Below are 18,675 nucleotides of genomic sequence, written 5' to 3'. Positions count from 1 at the left end.
GCGCGTTATGCCGGACAGCACCGGCCTTTCGCAACTACTATCGCCACCTTGAAGCCGAGCCGACTGACAATGCGCCCTTTACTGATGCTACTGGCACTGACCACTCTGGCTGGCTGCGCGGGACCAATGCCAGCCGTTGACCCCGCACAGGCCTGGGTCGATATGCGCACCATGACCGGCAAGCTGGTCATGGCTGACAAAGTGGACGGCAAAACCACCTACGACGGTCGCTACTTCCAGATATCACCGGGCAACCATCGGCTGCAGGTTCGCTATGACTATGAAGTCCACTACGGCGGCTTTACAGCGATGGGCGACGAGTACACCGAGCTGACGTGTTATGTGGAGCTGCATTACCCGAATTTCACAGCAGGGCAGCGCTACATGATCGAAGTCCGCTCACTGGCCAACAATGTGAGCGCCGAACTGCTGGATGCCCAACGCAAAGTCCTCGCAACCGAAGACCACGTCTCGTGCATCTGACGATCAGCGATCATTCTTCTGATAGATGATTTTTTGCGTGCCGTTGGCGCAACTGCCGACCACCATGTTCTGGTCGTGAACGTCGTCATTGGTGACGATTTCCAGCGTGTAGGAGCTGACATTGTTAGCCTGGATCTTGGCTTCGATTTCGGCCTTCAGCTCCTCACAATCTTTGGGCGCAGCCATGGCACCGGAGGCCAGCGAGACACCCAATACTGCTAATGCGAAACGTTTCATGCCCGACTCCTTCATACCCCGCATACGACGCGCGCCAGAATGATTCTCACGCTGCGCCGCAGCCCTTAATAGACATTAGCCAGTATCAGCAAGTTCGGCACTCGTCAGCCGGGTCGAACTTCTTTCTGCGCGCTTCATCACATCCAGACGATTAACTGCCTGAGTGATGTATGAACGCACCTTTTATCCAGTGGGTTATTCAGTACAAGGACGCATTAACGGTCCTGATCAGCATTGGTACGCTGATCGTCTGGGTGCTTTACGCACAATTACTATTGAACAATTACCGTCGCCAGCGCAGGCCTCGGATCATCATCAACCGGGGGGCCGGGAAAGGTATTGGCTCGCTGTGTCTGATCAGCAATATGAGCGCCGAGCCGATTTTCATTAATCAGATCGTGCTGGTGCTCAACACCAACCAAGGCGAGTTGTGTTGCGATGTCACTGACATTCGTGAGGAAAGCAAAGGCGAGATTGAACAGGATCTGATCCTGCACAACGCCACCCGCCAAGGGCCGCTGGGTACCGGCGACTTCACCCACATCGGCTCCTTTGCTTCACTGATCCAGCGTTTGGCGCTGCTTCACGCGATTCCCATGCAAGGCCACAAACCGACGCAGGACTGGGTTTTTTCCAGCCTGGAAGTGCGGGTGATCGCTTTCTACGGCTCTGATAAACATGCCATCGGCGCTAGCCGTGGGTTCACGTTAGGGACTGCCGAAGAGGGTGGCTGCCAGCTGATTGCTCAAGCGCGCGAAAGCCGCCAATACAACTCGGCCTGGCATCGTCGAAAGGTTCGTCGCAAATGGATGCTGGATGTGGAGGGGTAGGGAGAGTCGACCCTACGCCGAACACTGTAGGAGCTGCCGAAGGCTGCGAAAGCGATAGTCCTGAGACTCCGCTATCGCAGCCTTCGGCAGCTCCTACAGGTCAATCTTCTGCTGCAGTTTTAACAGGCTCAGCTAAGCAGCGTAGCGTCCAGGGTGATTTTCGCGTTCAGGACTTTCGACACCGGGCAGCCTTCTTTGGCCGCGGCGGTCAGCTTGTCGAACTGCTCTTGAGTAGCGCCAGGCACTTTGGCCTTCAGCGTCAGGTGTACGGCGGTGATTGCGAAGCCACCATCAACCTGATCCAGGGTGACATCAGCAGTGGTATCGATGCTTTCGGCAGTCAGGTTCTCACCGCCCAGAATCATTGACAGCGCCATGGAGAAGCAGCCAGCGTGCGCTGCGCCGATCAACTCTTCAGGGTTAGTGCCTTTGCCGCCTTCGAAGCGAGCCTTGAAGCCATAGGGGGCTTCGCGCAATACACCGGTTTCGGTGGAGATACTGCCGATGCCCGTCTTCAGGTCGCCTTCCCAGTGGGCCGATGCTTTTTTGACAATGCTCATGGTGTCTCCTCGTGGGTATGTGCTGTTTCGCACAGGGTTAAGGGTTCTGAGGATAGCTCGCTCTGGAAAGTTCAACAGAAGGGAAGATCCGAAAATAAAGTAGCATTTTTCTACTTTAGGGATTGAATCTGCAGCATATGCCCTTATCCTCTTTAACAACCGCGGGTTTCGGTCATCAGCGTTTTCTTCATCTGACGGGTCATGCACCAAGCCTGCAAAACACTTTCGAGGATCGTTGACGACCTATGAAACGTTTATCTGATGTGAAAATTTCTACGCTGGATCTGGTTCCCGTGCGCCACGACAAAGGCCCTGCAGAGTCTCTGCGCAACTCGCTGAACCTGGCGCAACACGTCGAGAAACTGGGCTACAACCGTTTCTGGGTGGCCGAGCATCACAACATGGACGGCATCGCCAGTTCGGCGACTTCAGTGCTGCTTGGCTATCTGGCGGGCGGCACTTCGACGATTCGTGTGGGGGCAGGTGGTGTGATGCTGCCCAACCACGCTCCACTGGTGATTGCCGAGCAATTCGGCACCCTGGCAAGCCTGTATCCGGGTCGGATCGACCTGGGCCTTGGCCGTGCGCCCGGCTCTGACCAGATGACCGCTCGCGCCTTGCGCCGGGAACGCTCCGGTAGCGCTGATGACTTCCCTGAAGATGTGGCTGAGCTCATGGCCTATCTCGGCCCGCGCACGCCTGATCAACGAGTGATCGCTGTGCCTGGGACGGGCACCAATGTGCCGATCTGGTTGCTAGGCTCGAGCCTGTTCAGTGCCCAACTCGCCGGGCAACGCGGCTTGCCTTACGCGTTTGCTTCGCACTTTGCGCCGCGTTACATGCATGAAGCCATTCGGGTTTATCGCAATCACTTCGAACCTTCGGCGGTGCTCGACAAGCCATACGTGATGCTCGGCGTGCCTTTGGTGGCGGCCGACACAGACGAGCACGCTGAATATCTGGCGACGTCGCTGTATCAACGGATTCTTTCGCTGATGCGCGGCCAGAGCCTGGTGCAGAAGCCACCAGTGGAAAGCATGGAAGGCCTGTGGCTGCCTCACGAAAAAGCCGCCGTAGCTGACTTCCTTGGCCTGGCGATGGTCGGTAGCAAAGAGAAAATCCGCGCCAGGCTGGATGTCTTGCTGGAGCAGACTGATGCTGATGAACTGATCTTCACCTGCGATATGTATGAGCATGCAGACCGGTTGCGCTCATATGAAATTCTGGCTGAGGCAGCAAGAGGCTGAGGTTTCAGCACCGACGCTGAATCTGTGGGAGCGAATTCATTCGCGAAGGGGCCGATACATCCACAGCATCTTTATCGACAGGAATGCCGCCTTCCCGAATGAATTCGGTCCCACAAGTGTCCGCAGTAGAAAAAAAGACACAAAAAAACCGACTTCAACCAGTCGGTTTTTTTGTATCCGCAATCCGATCAGCCGCGCTGATACACGATTTCCTTGGTGCCGCCTTCACAGCTGCCGACAACGGTCTTGTCGGTCACGCTGCCTTTATCGACGACTTCAAGCGTGTAGGACGAAGCGCCTTTAGCCTGGATCTTAGCGTCAATTTCCGCTTTCAACTCTTCGCACGGTTTGCCAGCCGCCAGGGTGGTCCCGGCGATGCTCAGCAAACCTACCGCCAATAGAAACTTCTTCATTGGTCAAACTCCTTCGTCAGGCCAAAACAGGTCATCGGCAGCGCAGATAACCTGAAAGAATTAACCACGCCGACGATTGTTCGCCGCAGCGGGCTCTATCTGTGTAGCGGAGGATATGGCATTCAGCCAGTGCGAAAGTTCATCAATGATCAACTGTTGGCAATTCGAAAACCCACTTTCAGGGTCACCTGATAGTGCGCAACCTTGCCATCTTCAATATGGCCCCGGGTCTCTGCGACCTCAAACCATTCAAGATGCTTGATGCTTTTACTGGCTTCGGCCAACGCATTGTTGATCGCGTCTTCGATGGTGGTGGTAGACGAGCCAACCAGCTCGATCTTCTTGTACGTGTGATGATCAGTCATGGCAGTTCTCCTAAAGGTCCTTTACGAGCGTAGCAGTCACTGCGCTCCTTACCTCTGTGGGGAAAAGCGGCATAAAAGTTCAGCACTTTGCGAAAACGCAAACGCACTTTCTGAAAAGCCTGTAGTCGGAAACAACACACGCCACTCACCATTGCAGGAGAAACATCATGGCTAGCACTTCACTACGTAAAGCCTCGCTTCAAAGCATGGAAGCGGAAATCGAAAGTCTGCTGAAATCGCTGGAAAGCCTGAAATCCGATGCTTCGGACGAATCGCGCAGGACTCTCAAAAATTTGAAAGCCAACGCTGAAAGCGCGCTGAGCCACTCGCGCAGCTTGCTGAGCGATGTGTACGAAGACGTTAAAGTCAAAACCCGTGAAACCAGCGTTGCTACTCGCGACTACGCGCAAGAGCATCCATGGACTACAGCCGGTGTTGCAGTCGGTGCGGTTGGCCTGTTGGCTGCCTACCTGCTGTGCAAACGCGGCAACTGATCAAAGCTGCTCGCGTTTAGTGCAGCTAGGGCCTTCCCGAACGTTTCAGCTCATTTTTTAGCCACTTGGCCAATGATTGAGCGCGCCCGTCAGCGGCACGTTTGGGAACCCATAACGCCAGTTGCGCCGGGGTTTCGCTGAAGCCCCATGGCGCAACCAGGCGCCCAGCCCGCAAGTCATCTGCCACCAGCGGCTCGGGCGCAATTGCAACACCCAGGCCTGCGACGGCCGCCTCCAGCAAATAATACAGATGCTCAAAACCCTGCCCATATTGCAGCGCTTTCGGGTCGATGCCGTTTTGTTGCGCCCAGCTGGGCCAGGCTTGCGGTCGCGAAGTGGTTTGCAGAAGGGTTTCGTTGAGTAACTCGTGCAGCGGAGCTTGCTGCAACTGAGCATAACGGGCGAAGTGCGGACTTAACACCGGACCAATCCGCTCACTCGCCAACTCGAACACCTGCATGTCCGCAGGCCACGGCGGCTCAGCGAACACCAGCAACGCATCCAGCCCGGGGCGACGCGGATCCAGATCGCCTTCACCCGCTGACAAGTGCAATCGCAGATCCGGCAGGTCAGCATTCAATCGCCCCAAGCGCGGAATGAACCAGCGCGCCAGCAAGCTCCCGGAACAGCCCAATACAAACGGGGCGTCTGCATTACCCTGGCTAAGCTCGGCACACACCGTGCGCAGACGGTCAAACGCGTCGCCGCTGGCGTCTCGCAGGCGAATACCCGCATCTGTGAGTTTAAGGCCACGGCCGTCCTTGACGAACAAGGCGACGCCCAAGTGTTCTTCAAGCACTTTCAACTGCCGACTCACGGCACCGTGTGTAACGTGCAGCTGTTCAGCCGCCTGACTGACGCTGTTCAAGCGCGCAGTAGCTTCAAAGGCCCGCAATGCGTTTAACGGAGGAAGGTCCCGGCTCATGATATCTGTGAGTTTTCCTGACAGGTTGCCGAGATCTTATCGGTTTTCAGATGGGTTGGCGCTGGTTAAAGTGTGCTCATTGCCGATCCGGCTCACTCATTCGCTTTTCGACCCTGGAGGTCACATGACCCAGACCAACTTCAGTAATGGCCCAGACGCCAACGGCCTGTTCGGTTCATTCGGCGGCCGTTACGTGGCCGAAACCCTGATGCCATTGGTACTCGACCTGAACCGCGAGTACGAAGCTGCAAAAGCCGATCCTGAATTCGTCGAGCAACTGGCCTATTTCCAGCGCGATTACATCGGTCGTCCCAACCCTTTGTATTTCGCTGAGCGCCTGACCGAGTTCTGCGGCGGCGCGAAAATCTACTTCAAGCGCGAAGAGCTCAATCATACCGGCGCGCACAAGATCAATAACTGTATCGGCCAGGTGCTGCTGGCCAAGCGCATGGGCAAAAAGCGCCTGATCGCCGAAACCGGCGCGGGCATGCACGGCGTGGCAACGGCCACTGTTGCAGCACGTTTTGGCCTGCCTTGCGTGATCTACATGGGCGCTACCGACATTGAGCGCCAGCAAGCCAACGTATTCCGCATGAAGTTGCTGGGCGCTGAAATCGTCCCTGTGACCTCCGGTACCGGCACTCTGAAAGACGCAATGAACGAAGCCCTGCGTGACTGGGTCACCAACGTCGATGACACCTTCTACCTGATCGGCACTGTGGCTGGCCCGCACCCGTATCCAGCGATGGTCCGTGACTTCCAGTCGATCATCGGCAAGGAAACCAAGGTTCAGATGCAAGAAAAAGAAGGTCGTCTGCCTGACAGCCTGATCGCTTGCGTCGGTGGCGGTTCCAACGCCATGGGCTTGTTCCACCCGTTCCTCGATGACAGCAGCGTGGAAATCATTGGCGTCGAAGCCGGTGGCCATGGCGTTGATACCGACAAACATGCCGCGAGCCTCAATGGTGGTGTGCCAGGCGTATTGCACGGCAACCGCACCTACTTGCTGCAGGACAATGACGGCCAGATCACTGACGCGCATTCGATCTCTGCCGGTCTGGACTACCCAGGCATTGGCCCGGAGCACGCTTACCTGCACGAAGTGAAACGCGTCGAATACGTCAGTATCACCGACGAAGAAGCGCTGGAAGCCTTCCATCATTGCTGCCTGCTGGAAGGCATCATCCCGGCACTGGAAACCGCGCACGCCCTCGCCGAGGCCATGAAACGCGCCACCAACCTGCGCGATGATCACTTGATGGTGGTGTGCCTGTCGGGTCGCGGTGACAAAGATATGCAAACCGTCATGAATCACATGGCCGCCGCCGAACAGAATCAGGAGAAGCTGGTATGAGCCGCCTCGAACAACGTTTCGCCCAGCTGAAAACCGAAGGCCGCGCAGCACTGGTGACCTTCGTCACCGCAGGCGACCCAGGTTACGACACCTCCCTGAAAGTGCTCAAGGGCCTGCCCGCTGCCGGTGCCGACGTGATCGAATTGGGCATGCCCTTCACCGACCCAATGGCCGACGGCGTAGCGATTCAACTCGCTACCTTGCGCGCTCTGGACGCAGGTCAGACGCTGCTGAAAACCTTGCAAATGGTCAGCGAGTTTCGCGTCGAAGACCAGACCACGCCGATTGTGCTGATGGGTTACTACAACCCGATCCATCGTTTTGGTGTCGAGAAGTTCGTGGCCGCAGCCAGCGAGGCGGGCGTCGATGGTTTGATCATCGTTGACTTGCCGCCCGAGCATGACGCCGAACTGGCGACGCCTGCTCAGGCTTCCGGTATCGATTTCATCCGCCTGACCACGCCAACCACTGACGATGCGCGTCTGCCACGGGTTCTTGAGCGCAGTTCCGGCTTCGTCTACTACGTGTCGGTTGCGGGTGTGACCGGCGCAGGTTCAGCGACGATGGAGCACGTTGAAGGCGCAATCGAGCGCCTGCATCGCCATACCAGCCTGCCGATCTGTGTCGGCTTCGGTATCCGTACACCGGAGCAGGCGGCTGCCATCGCTCGCCTCGCGGACGGCGTAGTGGTGGGTTCGGCCCTGGTGGACAAGATCGCCAATGCCGCGTCGCCAGAGCAGGGCGTCGACGACGTGCTGAGCCTGTGTGCAGCCTTGGCTGAAGGCGTACGTAAAGCCCGTGTGAGCTGAAGGTAAAGCTGACTGTAGGAGTGAGCTTGCTCGCGATTGGGTCTCTTGGCCGACGAATTGATCGCCTGAACTGACGCCATCGCGAGCAAGCTCGCTCCTACAGACCCAATGGCTACTGCACGACAGCGCGGTGTCAGAGCCACAGGTTCCGATTTATTTCGCATTAGCGCCTGAACATCTCCACATTCAAAGGCCGTACCGCCCCCATCCAGATCGCATGCTCGGTATGATCCGCTAGCTCATCGCCCGTCAGCGGATGGGTAAACACCACCAGACCATTGCGGTTCAGCGCCAGCCAAAGCATGACATCGGCAAACTGCTGATGATCGAATGCCAACTGACAACTCCAGTCGGTATGCGGGCCGACCGGACGCTCGTGAACCCTGCCCATCGCCAAACCAAACTTCTCGACCGCCGCCTCACACAAGGCACGTGCCTGCTCGATAGTGTCAGCATCGAAGTAAACGTGGGCGTGATAGCCCTGAATCTCTGACATGGGTGTAAGTGCTCCTCTGGATAATCGAATCAGGCGGTTCTTATCAGGTGCCGCAATAACCTGGATTGAAATGGGATCTTACTGTGGGAGCGAATTCATTCGCGAAGGGGCCAATCCTGGAAAATACCAGAGTCCAACACACCGCTTTCGCGAATAAATTCGCTCCCACAGGGTCCCGTTTTTTCTGAACGACTTTGCGACAACAACCTGGCGTCAGCGCCAGCAACGCTTCTTTTATACCGCAATCGACGGCAAAGGCCTGCCCGTCAGCGACGGTCCACTCTGCGCCTGCTCACTCGCCAGCCAGTCCACAAACTGCTGAACGATCTGCACCCTTCGTTTGCGTTGCGGCAGAACCACGTAATAGCCATAACCCGAAATCGCCGTCGCAGCGATGGGGCGGCACAGCAGGCCTTGATCAAGCAGGGCATCCACCAGATGACGCCAACCAATGGCCACGCCCTGGCCCGCAATGGCTGCCTGAATCAGCAAGGTGTAGTTGTCGAAGCGTAACTGCCCGGGAGCAGGGGCCTGAGGAATATTCAGCGCTCTGAACACGCCCCCCCAGTCGAACCAGTTGGCGCTGCTTTCACCACGCAAGTGCAGCAGCGGGAATTCGCGCAGTACATCATTGGATAACGGCGGCTCGCGTCCGGCCAACAATTGCGGGCTGCACACCGGGAAAACCTCTTCGCTGAACAGCCAACGGCTTTCCCCCTGTTTGAAACGCCCATCACCGAACAACACCGCAACGTCGATATCGGCGCGCAGCATGCTGTGGCTGCGCTCACTGGTGACCAGGCTGACGTCCACATCAGGATTGGCCTCGTGAAAGCGATGAAGACGTGGCATAAGCCAATAGGCGGCAAACGCGAAATCAGTAGCCACCTGCAGAACTTCATGTTGGTGCTGATGAGTGATGGTGATCAACCCGGCATCCATCGACTGCAGACCGGACTGCACATGGTTGAACAGAATTTCGCCGGCATCCGTCAGCTCAATGCCACGGTAAATCCGGTCGAATAACCGTGTCGCCAGTTGCTCTTCAAGGCGCTTGATCTGCTGACTGACGGCGGGCTGAGTGGTACCCAGTTCAATCGCTGCCGCCGTGAAACTGCGCAAACGCGCCGCGGCCTCGAACGCACGCAACAGATCCAGCGACATATCACCAAGCGATTCAAACATAAGCTGTACTTATCCTAGGCATTGCCTTACATGGGCTTTACCACGGCACGCATGGGTCCCATCCTCAATCGCAGCACTTTCGCATAAATATTCACTATGGGATGCCGCGAAATACATGAAGCGCAAAAATATTCTTTTCATCATGGCCGATCAAATGGCCGCGCCGATGTTGCCGTTCTACGCCTCATCTCCCATCAAGATGCCTCATTTGAGCCGCCTCGCCGCTGAAGGCGTGGTGTTCGACGCCGCCTACTGCAACAGTCCACTGTGCGCGCCGTCGCGCTTCACGCTGGTGAGCGGTCAGTTGCCCAGCAAGATCGGCGCCTATGACAACGCCGCAGAGTTCCCCGCCGATATCCCGACTTACGCGCACTATCTGCGCCGGTTGGGCTACAAGACCGCCCTGTCCGGCAAGATGCATTTCTGCGGGCCTGATCAACTGCATGGCTACGAAGAACGCCTGACCAGTGATATCTATCCAGCCGACTATGGCTGGTCCGTCAATTGGGACGCGCCAGATGTGCGTCCGACCTGGTATCACAACATGGCATCGGTGCTTCAAGCAGGCCCATGCGTGCGCACCAACCAGCTGGACTTCGATGAAGAAGTGGTCTTCAAAGCCCAGCAATACCTGTTCGATCACGTGCGCAACGACGGCGATCAACCGTTCTGCCTGACCGTCTCAATGACTCATCCGCATGACCCATACACCATCCCCAAACCGTTCTGGGACCTGTACAGCGATGATGACATTCCCCTGCCGCAGCACCGGCCGGATCAGGCCGATCAGGATCCGCACTCTCAACGCCTGATGAAGGTCTATGATCTGTGGGACAAGCCGCTGCCTGACGAGAAAATCCGCGATGCCCGGCGCGCTTACTTCGGCGCTTGCAGCTACATCGACAGCAATGTCGGCAAGCTGATGCAGACGCTGGAAGACATCGGCCTGGCCGAGGACACCATTGTGGTGTTCTCCGGCGACCACGGCGACATGCTGGGCGAGCGCGGTCTCTGGTACAAAATGCACTGGTTTGAAATGGCGGCTCGCGTACCGCTGCTGGTTTATGCGCCAGGCCAGTACAAAGCCGGACGTGTTGCTGCCGCGGTTTCAACCGCGGACCTACTGCCGACTTTTGTAGCAATGGCCGAGGGCGAACTGGTAGACGGTTTGCCACTGGACGGTCAGTCGCTGATCCCGCATTTGCTGGGTGAGGATGGACACGATGAAGTGTTCGGTGAGTACATGGCCGAAGGCACTAACAGCCCATTGATGATGATCCGGCGCGGCGCGTACAAATTCATTTACTCGGAGCAGGACCCATGCCTGCTATTCGATGTCCATAACGATCCGCAGGAGCTGGAAGAGCTGAGCCAGTCGGACATTCACCAGCAACTGTTCACTGAATTCCTGGCTGAAGCACGAGCCAAATGGGATATACCGGCGATACACCTCCAGGTGCTCGCCAGCCAGCGTAGACGGCGCTTTGTCGCTGAATCGCTGGCACTCGGCAAGCTGAAGAGTTGGGATCACCAGCCGCTGGTAGACGCCAGTCAGCAGTACATGCGCAACCACATTGATCTGGACGATCTGGAGCGCAAGGCACGTTATCCACAACCTTGACCCTGCCAAAAAATCAAAAAACTAGGGGAAGTTAATGAAGACGTTATCCAAAACACTTGTGATCGGGGTTATGGCGTTGAGCAGCCTTGCGGTACAGGCTGCCGAGCAAAGTTGCAGCACCGTCAAACTGGCTGATCCTGGCTGGAGCGACATTGCCGCGACCAACGCGATTGCCGGCTTCCTGCTGGAAGGCATGGGCTACAAGCCCAAGGTGGACACCCTGGCGGTGCCGATTGCTTACGGCGGCCTCAAGGATGGCAAGCTGGACGTCTTCCTGGGTAACTGGATGCCCGCGCAGCAGGGTTTCTATGACAAGTTCGTCGCAACCGGGGATGTCACCCAACTGGCGAAGAACCTGGACGGCACCGAATTCACCCTGGCCGTACCGGATTACGTCTGGGACGCGGGCGTGCATGACTTTGCCGACCTGAACAAATTCGCCGACAAGTTCGAGAAGAAGGTTTACGGGATTGGTTCAGGCGCGCCTGCCAACCTGTCGATTCAGGAGATCATCAAGAAAAACGAATTCGACCTGGGAGGCTGGAAGCTGGTGGAGTCCAGTGAGCAGGCGATGCTGGCCGAAGTGCAGCGCAATATCAAACGCGACAAGTTCGTGGTTTTCCTTGGCTGGACCCCGCATCCAATGAACGTGCAAATCAAAATGCACTACCTCAAAGGCGGCGAGAAATACTTCGGCGACACCGGCACCGTGCATACCCTGACCCGCAAAGGCTACGCCGAAGCCTGCCCGAATGTAGGCAAACTGTTGACCAACCTGACGTTCACTCAGGACATGGAGAACAGCATCATGGCTGATGTCACCAATAACAAAGTCACCAATGCTGCTGCGGTCAAAACCTGGATCAAGGCCAACCCGGCCGTGCTGGATAAATGGCTGGATGGGGTGAAGACCATTGATGACAAAGATGCGCTGGCGGCGGTGAAGGCGAAGCTTTAAAAGCCCAAGCATACGAACCTGTAGGAGCTGCCGAAGGCTGCGAAGCGATGTGTCAGGAATATTGCTTTCGCAGCCTTCGGCAGCTCCTACAGGTACACAGCCTTGCACCTAACTGCCTGACACCTCACCCTTACCCCCTCCGCAATCCTTCAAAGAGCGTTTCATGGGTTGGCTCAATCGCCATAAATTTCTGCCTTTCCTTGCCTGGCTTCCCCGGCAGACCCGTGCCACGGTAGGGCGTGATGCGGTGGTCGGTTTGAGCGGGGCGATTCTGGCGCTGCCACAGTCCATTGCTTATGCCCTGATTGCCGGGCTGCCTGCCGAGTACGGTTTATACGCGGCGATAGTGCCGGTCATGATTGCCTGTTTGTGGGGCTCCTCGTGGCACCTGATCTGTGGCCCGACGGCGGCTATTTCCGTCGTGCTCTACGCCAGTATCAGCCCGCTGGCGGTCCCGGCCAGTCAGGATTACATCACCCTGATCCTGTTGCTGACGTTCATTGCCGGGCTGTTTCAGTTATTGCTCGGGATGGTGCGCTTTGGTGCGCTGGTCAACTTCGTCTCCCATTCAGTCGTGCTGGGGTTCACTCTGGGCGCCGCAGTGGTGATTGCCCTGGGGCAGATGCCTAACCTGATCGGTATCGATTTGCCCAGCCAGACCACAGCTCTGAAAAGCCTGATTGCGGTGCTTGAGCATCGGGGCGAACTGGATAAAGCCTCGTTGGTTTTAGGTCTGCTGACCCTGGCACTGGGTATTGGCTTGAAGCTGCTGGTCCCACGCTGGCCAACGCTACTGATAACCCTGATCGCGTCCAGCCTGTTGGTCTGGCTCTGGCCTGCGATGTTTGGCCATGTGCGCGTGGTCTCAGCCTTTGTCGGGCATCTGCCACCGCTGAGCCCGCTGCCGCTGGATCTGGAGCTGATTCTCAAGCTGCTGCCGAGTGCTGTGGCGGTGGGCATGCTGGGGCTGGTCAACAGCCTGTCGATTTCCCGTTCGTTGTCCACGCGCTCTCAGCAAATGATCGACGCCAATCAGGAGGTCCGCGCTCAGGGCCTGTCGAATATGGTCGGCAGTCTGTTTTCGGGTTTTTTGTCAGCGGGTTCGTTTACCCGTTCGGCGCTGAGCTTTGAGGCAGGTGCCCGATCGCCGCTGGCCGGCATCTTTTCCGCCCTGTGGGTCGCGCTGTTCGCCGTCGCCGGGGCTTCGTTGATCGCGCACATTCCTATCCCGGCAATGGCCGCTTCGATTCTTCTGATCTGCTGGGGTCTGGTGGACCGACGTGGCATCAGCGCCTTGTACCGGGTCAGCCGCTCGGAGTTTCTGGTCATGGCCCTGACGTGCATCGCAACTCTGCTGCTAGAGCTGCAAACCGCTATTTACGCGGGAGTGCTGGCGTCGCTGTTCTTTTACCTCAAGCGCACCTCGCAACCGAGCGTGCAGCAGTGGCGCGACGGCGACGAAGACATCATGCGGGTCGGCGGGTCGATATTTTTCGGCGCCAGCCATTACCTGCAAACCAGACTGCAGCGCACGGAAGGCAAGCATGTGGTCATTGAGGCGCAGCACATCAACTTCATCGATTACTCAGGCGTCGAGATGCTCCATCAGGAGGCCCGGCGTCTGGGCAAGCACAACCGGACCCTGACGTTACGTCGGGCCAGGCCGCAGGTGATCGATGAGTTGCGCAAGCTGGAAGGGGCGGAGCAATGCCCGATTCTATTTGAGGATTAAGCGGCGAGTTGCCGACGTAACTCCGCCAGCACCGGAGCAGAATCCGGTCGCACGCCGCGCCATAGCAGAAATGCCTCGGCGGCTTGCTCGACCAGCATGCCCAGGCCATCCACCGATTGCGCTGCGCCATGCTCAGCGGCCCAGCGGCAGAAGGCCGTAGGCTCGCTGCCGTACATCATGTCGTAGCAGAAGGTTTTACCGGGTTCGATCAGGCTCGGCGAAATCGGCGGCAGCTCTCCGGCCAGGCTCGCGGAGGTGGCGTTGATGATGACGTCCACGGACTCTTCCAGCCAATCGAAGCCGCTGGCAAAAACCTGTCCCAGATCCGCGAATTGCCGGGCCAGCAGTTCAGCTTTTTCCACGGTGCGATTGGCGACGACCAAAACCGCAGGGCGCTCGGCCAGCAACGGCTCCAACGCTCCACGCACTGCGCCGCCAGCGCCCAGTAACAGGACGCGCTTGCCCTGTAAGCTCAAGCCGCAATTAACCGTCAGATCCCGCACCAGCCCCGCGCCATCGGTGTTATCGCCCAACAAGGTGCCGTCAGCCAGCTTGCTCAACGTGTTGACCGCGCCCGCGCGTCGGGCACGTTCAGTCAGGCTGTCGACCATGCGATAAGCCTGTTCCTTGAACGGCACGGTCACATTGGCGCCACGGCCTTCGTCGAAGAAGGCTTTAGCGAATGCGGTGAAGTCATCCAGCGGCGCCAGCGCGGTGCGGTAATCCAGCTGCTGACCGGTTTGTTCGGCGAACAGGCCATGAATCAGCGGTGACTTGCTGTGGCCGATGGGATTGCCGAAGACGACGTAGTGGTCCATTGATATTCCTGGAAGCCGAGCGACGTACCACCTGTGGGAGCGAATTCATTCGCGAAGGCGGCATTTCTGTCGACCAGTATGTTGCGGCTGTACCGGCCCCTTCGCGAATGAATTCGCTCCCACAGGGAATCTATTTCAATTAAACAAAGCGTTGGAGTTAGTTACTCCAACGCCAACCAGTCCCGATCCTGCAGGAAGTACTCGGTCAGGCGCGCTTCTTCACTGCCTGGCACAGCTTTCCAGTCATAACCCCAGCGCACTTGCGGCGGCAGCGACATGAGGATCGACTCGGTACGTCCGCCCGATTGCAGGCCAAACAACGTACCGCGGTCGTAAACGAGGTTGAATTCCACATAGCGCCCACGACGGAATTCCTGAAACTCACGCTGCTGCGCGGTATAAGCGTCTGCTTTGCGACGACGCACGATGGGCAGATAAGCGTCGATAAAGGCATCGCCAATCGCGCGCATGAAGGCAAAGCTGGTATCGAAATCCCACTGGTTCAAATCATCAAAAAACAAGCCGCCGACGCCGCGTGGCTCGTTCCGATGCTTGAGGTGAAAGTAGCTATCACACCAGGCTTTGTAACGTGGATAGACATCGGCACCAAACGGCGCACACGCTTGCTCGGCAACCCGGTGCCAATGCACACAGTCTTCTTCGACGCCGTAATAGGGCGTCAAATCGAAACCTCCGCCGAACCACCAGACCGCTTCTTCGCTTTCTTTCTCAGCGATAAAGAACCGTACATTAGCGTGAGAAGTCGGCACATGCGGGTTGTGCGGATGAATCACCAGCGACACGCCCAGCGCTTCGAAACCACGCCCGGCCAGCTCAGGCCGATGGGCACTCGCTGACGGCGGCAGGCTGGTGCCGAACACGTGAGAGAAGTTGACGCCGCCTTTCTCAATCACTGCACCATTCTCTACCACACGGGTACGGCCACCGCCGCCAGCAGGGCGAGTCCAGGCGTCCTCGACGAAAGTGGCATCGCCGTCTTCCTGTTCCAGGGCAGTACAGATGCGGTCTTGCAGATCGAGCAGATAGGCTTTGACGGCCTCAGTGCGGCTAGAAGACATGGCGACCTCTTAAACTGACTTCAAACGGCTGGGCACCCGGACTTGAAGGGGCGCAGCGAAATTGGCGCGTAGCATACCACCCGCGACCAATCGACCGCAGTTGACGAAGCGCAAACGAAGGAGTCCGATAGAGCGCTTTCACATTCCTGTTTCGATGATCATGGAGAGAACAAAATGGCAAAGCGTATCCAGTTCAGCACAACCGGCGGCCCGGAAGTTCTTGAGTATGTGGACTTCGAACCGGCCCAGCCTGGCCCGCAACAGGTACGTGTGCGCAACAAGGCCATCGGCCTGAATTTCATTGAAACCTACTTCCGTAGCGGCCTGTATCCGGTCCCGTCCTTCCCGTCGGGTCTGGGTAATGAAGGCGCGGGGATCGTTGATGCGGTAGGCAGCGAAGTCAGCCGTTTCAAAGTCGGCGACCGCGTTGCCTATGGCACCGGTCCGCTTGGCAGCTACAGCGAGCTGCATACCTTGCCAGAAGCCAATCTGGTGCATCTGCCCGAAGCGATCAGTTTCGAACAAGCTGCCGCCGTCATGCTCAAGGGTTTGACCGTGCAGTATTTGCTGCGTCAGACCTACGTCGTCAAACCGGGTGAAACGATCCTGTTCCATGCCGCAGCCGGTGGTGTGGGCTCGCTGGCCACCCAATGGGCCAAGGCGCTGGGCGCAAAGCTGATCGGCACTGTCAGTTCCGCCGAGAAAGCCGCTCACGCCAAAGCACTGGGTGCATGGGAAGTGATTGATTACAGCAAGGAAGACGTAGCCAAGCGTGTACTGGAACTGACCGATGGCCAGAAATGCCCGGTGGTCTATGACGGCGTAGGCCAGGACACCTGGAGCACTTCACTGGATTGCGTTGCGCCGCGGGGCCTGCTGGTCAGCTTTGGCAATGCATCGGGTCCTGTGGCGGGCGTGAACCTGGGGATTCTCGCCAGTAAAGGTTCGCTGTACGTGACTCGCCCAACCCTGGGCAGCTACGCCAACACCCCACAGAACCTGCAAAGCATGGCAGACGAACTGTTCAACATGCTCGCTAGCGGCAAGATCAAGGTGGATAACATTCAGCAATTTGCCCTCAAGGATGCAGGCAAAGCGCAGACCGAACTGTCGGGCCGCCGCACCACCGGCTCAACTATTTTGATTCCTTGATTGGAAATGCAAACACCTGAGGGAGATTCTTTGAGGGCCTGCTAGCTAAATTCCCTGTGGGAGCGAATTCATTCGCGAAGGGGCTGGTACATCCGCCACTTATGTATCGACTGAAACACCGCCTTCCCGAATAAATTCGGTCCCACAGGTCCATCATCAGCCCGAGATCATGTTCAACCCTTGGGACCGAATTTACCCCGCCCGAACAACCTCGGCGGTCGCGATATCGCGAATCACGCTTGGGTTACGGCGGCCACCCAGGCTGCCACTCAGCACAGAATCAATCTGCCCTCGGAAATACTGCTCAACCCGCAGTCGGCTTCGCGCCGCGGGGCGACCAGCAGGGTTGGCTGAGGTGGAAATCAATGGCCCGACCAGTGCACAGAGTTCTCGCACTACAGGGTGATCACTGACCCTCAATGCCACGGTTTCATGGATACCGGTCACCCACTCCGGCAACAGGTTCTGGTGTGGCACCAGCCAGGTGTTAGGCCCCGGCCAAGTACTGGCCATGCGATCAAGCCACAGCTCCGGAAAATCTTCGAACAGGAAGTCAAACTGATGAATGTTGTCCGCGATCAGAATCAGCCCTTTTTCCACAGGCCGCGACTTGATCGCCAGCAGCCGGTAAACCGCTTCTTCATCCCAGGGATCACAACCCAGCCCCCACACCGCTTCGGTTGGATAGGCAATTACCGCACCGGCGCGAATCTCTCGGGCGGCTTGTTGCACACGCCAACTGCTGACCATTTTCACTCTCCGCTAAAACATTGTCGGCAGTTTAACCTCAGGCCGCGCGCGCAAACCATCGTCCCGCTTCACAGGTAATACGGCCGTCCAGTTCCAACTCGGTCAGCGCTGCGAGCACCTTCGGCAAGCTCCAGCCGCTGGAGTGCGCCAGGGCTTCGCTGGTATGGGGCGCGGCATGCAGCAGCGCCAGCAATGGATGATCAATAACGACGTCGGACGCCTGCACAGATTCAGTTGGCGCAACGACTTGCCAGCCACGTAGTGCTTCAAGAATGTGATGCACCGTCTCAACCAGCACTGCGCCATCCCGAATCAACTGATGGCAGCCACGCGCACCGGGATGGTGAATCGAACCCGGAATGGCAAAGACCTCGCGGCCTTGTTCGGCAGCAAGCCGCGCGGTGATCAGAGAACCGCTGGCGACACTGGCTTCGACTACCAGCACTCCAAGGGATAAACCACTGATGATTCTGTTGCGTCGAGGAAAGTTACTGGCGCTAGGCCCAGCGTCCAGAGGGAACTCGGAAACGACGGCACTGCCTTCAGCGATCATCCGTGCTGCGAGCGACCGATGTCGCTGTGGATAAAGTTTTTCGATACCCGTGCCCAACACGCCGATTGTAGAGCCGCCGACATCCAGAGCCGCTTGATGTGCGGCGCCATCAATGCCCAGTGCCAGACCGCTGGTAATGACAAAACCGGCACTGGCGAGACTTTTGGAAAAAGCGGCAGCCGTGTCCATCCCCGGACGCGAAGCTCGGCGGCTGCCGACCATACCCAGCTGTGGTCGGTCAAGAATAGTGAGGTTGCCAGCCACGAACAGAAGAGGAGGAGGATCGGGAATTTCCGCTAGCAATGCCGGGTAGTGAGGGTCGCCCCACATCAGCAAATGCTGGTCCGGACGCTCTAACCAGGCCAACGCCGCGCTAGCACCGTCGCGAACATCCGCATCGCGTCGGGCGTCGGCACTGGCCGCCGGCAAACCCAGTGAGCGCCAGGCACTGGCTGGCGCACCGAGGGCAGCAGAGGCGCTGCCGAAAGCACTGATTAACTTGAAAAATCGTTTGGGGCCTACCTCGGGCAACCGATGCAAGCGCAGGCGCGCTTCCTGTTCCGCAGGCGAAGGGACAGCTTTTTCAAACAGTGGCATGAGATCTTCCTTGATCT

General features: G+C 57.7%; 21 protein-coding genes. 10 read left to right on the top strand and 11 right to left on the bottom strand.

Annotation, left to right across the window (positions count from 1 at the left end):
- Positions 1-69: 69 nt before the first annotated feature.
- Positions 70-483 carry a hypothetical protein gene (locus EE949_RS27840; RefSeq protein ID WP_122667412.1) on the top strand — a complete coding sequence of 138 codons (414 nt, stop codon included), beginning with the start codon at positions 70-72 and terminating at the stop codon, positions 481-483.
- Positions 484-486: 3 nt separating this feature from the next.
- Here EE949_RS27840 and EE949_RS27835 read toward each other — a convergent pair whose 3' ends face one another.
- On the bottom strand, positions 487-720 hold the full coding sequence (locus EE949_RS27835; protein WP_122667222.1) for a DUF1161 domain-containing protein: 234 nt from the start codon (positions 718-720) through the stop codon (positions 487-489).
- 170 nt (positions 721-890) lie between these two features.
- Between EE949_RS27835 and EE949_RS27830 the strand changes: the two genes are divergently transcribed.
- Positions 891-1,550 carry a hypothetical protein gene (locus EE949_RS27830; RefSeq protein ID WP_205504776.1) on the top strand — a complete coding sequence of 220 codons (660 nt, stop codon included), beginning with the start codon at positions 891-893 and terminating at the stop codon, positions 1,548-1,550.
- Between the two features lie 128 nt (positions 1,551-1,678).
- On the opposite strand, the gene EE949_RS27825 is transcribed toward EE949_RS27830, so the two are convergent.
- Positions 1,679-2,110, bottom strand: a complete 432-nt coding sequence (locus tag EE949_RS27825) for an OsmC family protein (protein ID WP_122667221.1) — start codon at positions 2,108-2,110, stop codon at positions 1,679-1,681.
- Positions 2,111-2,355: 245 nt separating this feature from the next.
- Between EE949_RS27825 and EE949_RS27820 the strand changes: the two genes are divergently transcribed.
- Entirely contained in the window at positions 2,356-3,357 is a 1,002-nt protein-coding gene (locus EE949_RS27820) for an LLM class flavin-dependent oxidoreductase (RefSeq protein WP_122667220.1), read from the top strand.
- Between the two features lie 188 nt (positions 3,358-3,545).
- Here EE949_RS27820 and EE949_RS27815 read toward each other — a convergent pair whose 3' ends face one another.
- Positions 3,546-3,770 (bottom strand): DUF1161 domain-containing protein, encoded by a 225-nt coding sequence (locus EE949_RS27815; protein ID WP_087269537.1) that lies wholly within the window; start codon positions 3,768-3,770, stop codon positions 3,546-3,548.
- 149 nt (positions 3,771-3,919) lie between these two features.
- Positions 3,920-4,135 (bottom strand): dodecin, encoded by a 216-nt coding sequence (locus EE949_RS27810; RefSeq protein WP_087269534.1) that lies wholly within the window; start codon positions 4,133-4,135, stop codon positions 3,920-3,922.
- A 167-nt stretch (positions 4,136-4,302) separates the two neighbouring features.
- Between EE949_RS27810 and EE949_RS27805 the strand changes: the two genes are divergently transcribed.
- Positions 4,303-4,629 (top strand): DUF883 family protein, encoded by a 327-nt coding sequence (locus EE949_RS27805; protein WP_122667219.1) that lies wholly within the window; start codon positions 4,303-4,305, stop codon positions 4,627-4,629.
- Positions 4,630-4,654: 25 nt separating this feature from the next.
- Here EE949_RS27805 and EE949_RS27800 read toward each other — a convergent pair whose 3' ends face one another.
- Positions 4,655-5,554, bottom strand: coding sequence for a LysR family transcriptional regulator (locus tag EE949_RS27800; protein ID WP_122667218.1), 900 nt, complete (start codon positions 5,552-5,554; stop codon positions 4,655-4,657).
- Between the two features lie 124 nt (positions 5,555-5,678).
- Here EE949_RS27800 and trpB point away from each other — a divergent pair, with 124 nt between their 5' ends.
- Together trpB and trpA are read left to right on the top strand one after the other, a co-directional pair.
- Positions 5,679-6,908, top strand: a complete 1,230-nt coding sequence (gene trpB, locus EE949_RS27795) for a tryptophan synthase subunit beta (RefSeq protein ID WP_122667217.1) — start codon at positions 5,679-5,681, stop codon at positions 6,906-6,908.
- Complete coding sequence (gene trpA / locus EE949_RS27790) at positions 6,905-7,717, top strand: tryptophan synthase subunit alpha (protein WP_122667216.1); 813 nt, start codon at positions 6,905-6,907, stop codon at positions 7,715-7,717. Before trpB ends, trpA begins: the two co-directional genes overlap by 4 nt.
- A gap of 163 nt (positions 7,718-7,880) precedes the next feature.
- On the opposite strand, the gene EE949_RS27785 is transcribed toward trpA, so the two are convergent.
- Positions 7,881-8,213: a DOPA 4,5-dioxygenase family protein gene (locus EE949_RS27785; protein ID WP_122667215.1), complete on the bottom strand. Its 333-nt coding sequence runs from the start codon at positions 8,211-8,213 to the stop codon at positions 7,881-7,883.
- Positions 8,214-8,447: 234 nt separating this feature from the next.
- Positions 8,448-9,398, bottom strand: coding sequence for a choline sulfate utilization transcriptional regulator (locus EE949_RS27780; protein WP_122667214.1), 951 nt, complete (start codon positions 9,396-9,398; stop codon positions 8,448-8,450).
- 115 nt (positions 9,399-9,513) lie between these two features.
- On the opposite strand from EE949_RS27780, the gene betC reads away from it, so the two are divergent.
- The 3 genes from betC to EE949_RS27765 all read left to right on the top strand — a co-directional run bounded on the left by betC (position 9,514) and on the right by EE949_RS27765 (position 13,709).
- Entirely contained in the window at positions 9,514-11,019 is a 1,506-nt protein-coding gene (betC, locus tag EE949_RS27775) for a choline-sulfatase (RefSeq protein WP_122667213.1), read from the top strand.
- A gap of 34 nt (positions 11,020-11,053) precedes the next feature.
- Positions 11,054-11,977: a choline ABC transporter substrate-binding protein gene (gene choX, locus EE949_RS27770; protein WP_122667212.1), complete on the top strand. Its 924-nt coding sequence runs from the start codon at positions 11,054-11,056 to the stop codon at positions 11,975-11,977.
- A 163-nt stretch (positions 11,978-12,140) separates the two neighbouring features.
- The gene (locus tag EE949_RS27765) at positions 12,141-13,709 is read left to right on the top strand and encodes a SulP family inorganic anion transporter (protein ID WP_122667211.1); all 1,569 of its coding nucleotides are present in this window, start codon (positions 12,141-12,143) and stop codon (positions 13,707-13,709) included.
- Here EE949_RS27765 and aroE read toward each other — a convergent pair.
- Together aroE and hemF are read right to left on the bottom strand one after the other, a co-directional pair.
- Positions 13,706-14,527 (bottom strand): shikimate dehydrogenase, encoded by an 822-nt coding sequence (gene aroE / locus EE949_RS27760; protein WP_122667210.1) that lies wholly within the window; start codon positions 14,525-14,527, stop codon positions 13,706-13,708. The two genes, EE949_RS27765 and aroE, sit on opposite strands and share 4 nt — an antisense overlap.
- Before the next feature lie 161 nt (positions 14,528-14,688).
- Positions 14,689-15,606, bottom strand: a complete 918-nt coding sequence (gene hemF / locus EE949_RS27755) for an oxygen-dependent coproporphyrinogen oxidase (RefSeq protein WP_122667209.1) — start codon at positions 15,604-15,606, stop codon at positions 14,689-14,691.
- 174 nt (positions 15,607-15,780) lie between these two features.
- Between hemF and EE949_RS27750 the strand changes: the two genes are divergently transcribed.
- Positions 15,781-16,758, top strand: a complete 978-nt coding sequence (locus EE949_RS27750) for an NADPH:quinone reductase (RefSeq protein WP_122667208.1) — start codon at positions 15,781-15,783, stop codon at positions 16,756-16,758.
- A gap of 192 nt (positions 16,759-16,950) precedes the next feature.
- Here EE949_RS27750 and EE949_RS27745 read toward each other — a convergent pair whose 3' ends face one another.
- Together EE949_RS27745 and dprA are read right to left on the bottom strand one after the other, a co-directional pair.
- Entirely contained in the window at positions 16,951-17,508 is a 558-nt protein-coding gene (locus EE949_RS27745) for an L-threonylcarbamoyladenylate synthase (protein ID WP_122667207.1), read from the bottom strand.
- 37 nt (positions 17,509-17,545) lie between these two features.
- Positions 17,546-18,658, bottom strand: coding sequence for a DNA-processing protein DprA (gene dprA / locus EE949_RS27740; protein WP_122667206.1), 1,113 nt, complete (start codon positions 18,656-18,658; stop codon positions 17,546-17,548).
- Between the last annotated feature and the right edge of the window lie 17 nt (positions 18,659-18,675).

The organism is Pseudomonas viridiflava (assembly GCF_900602065.1).
In the GTDB taxonomy this organism is placed as follows: Bacteria; Pseudomonadota; Gammaproteobacteria; order Pseudomonadales; family Pseudomonadaceae; genus Aquipseudomonas.
The sequence above is the reverse complement of the archived record's forward strand: the minus strand, read 5'-3'. Positions and strand labels throughout refer to the sequence as shown.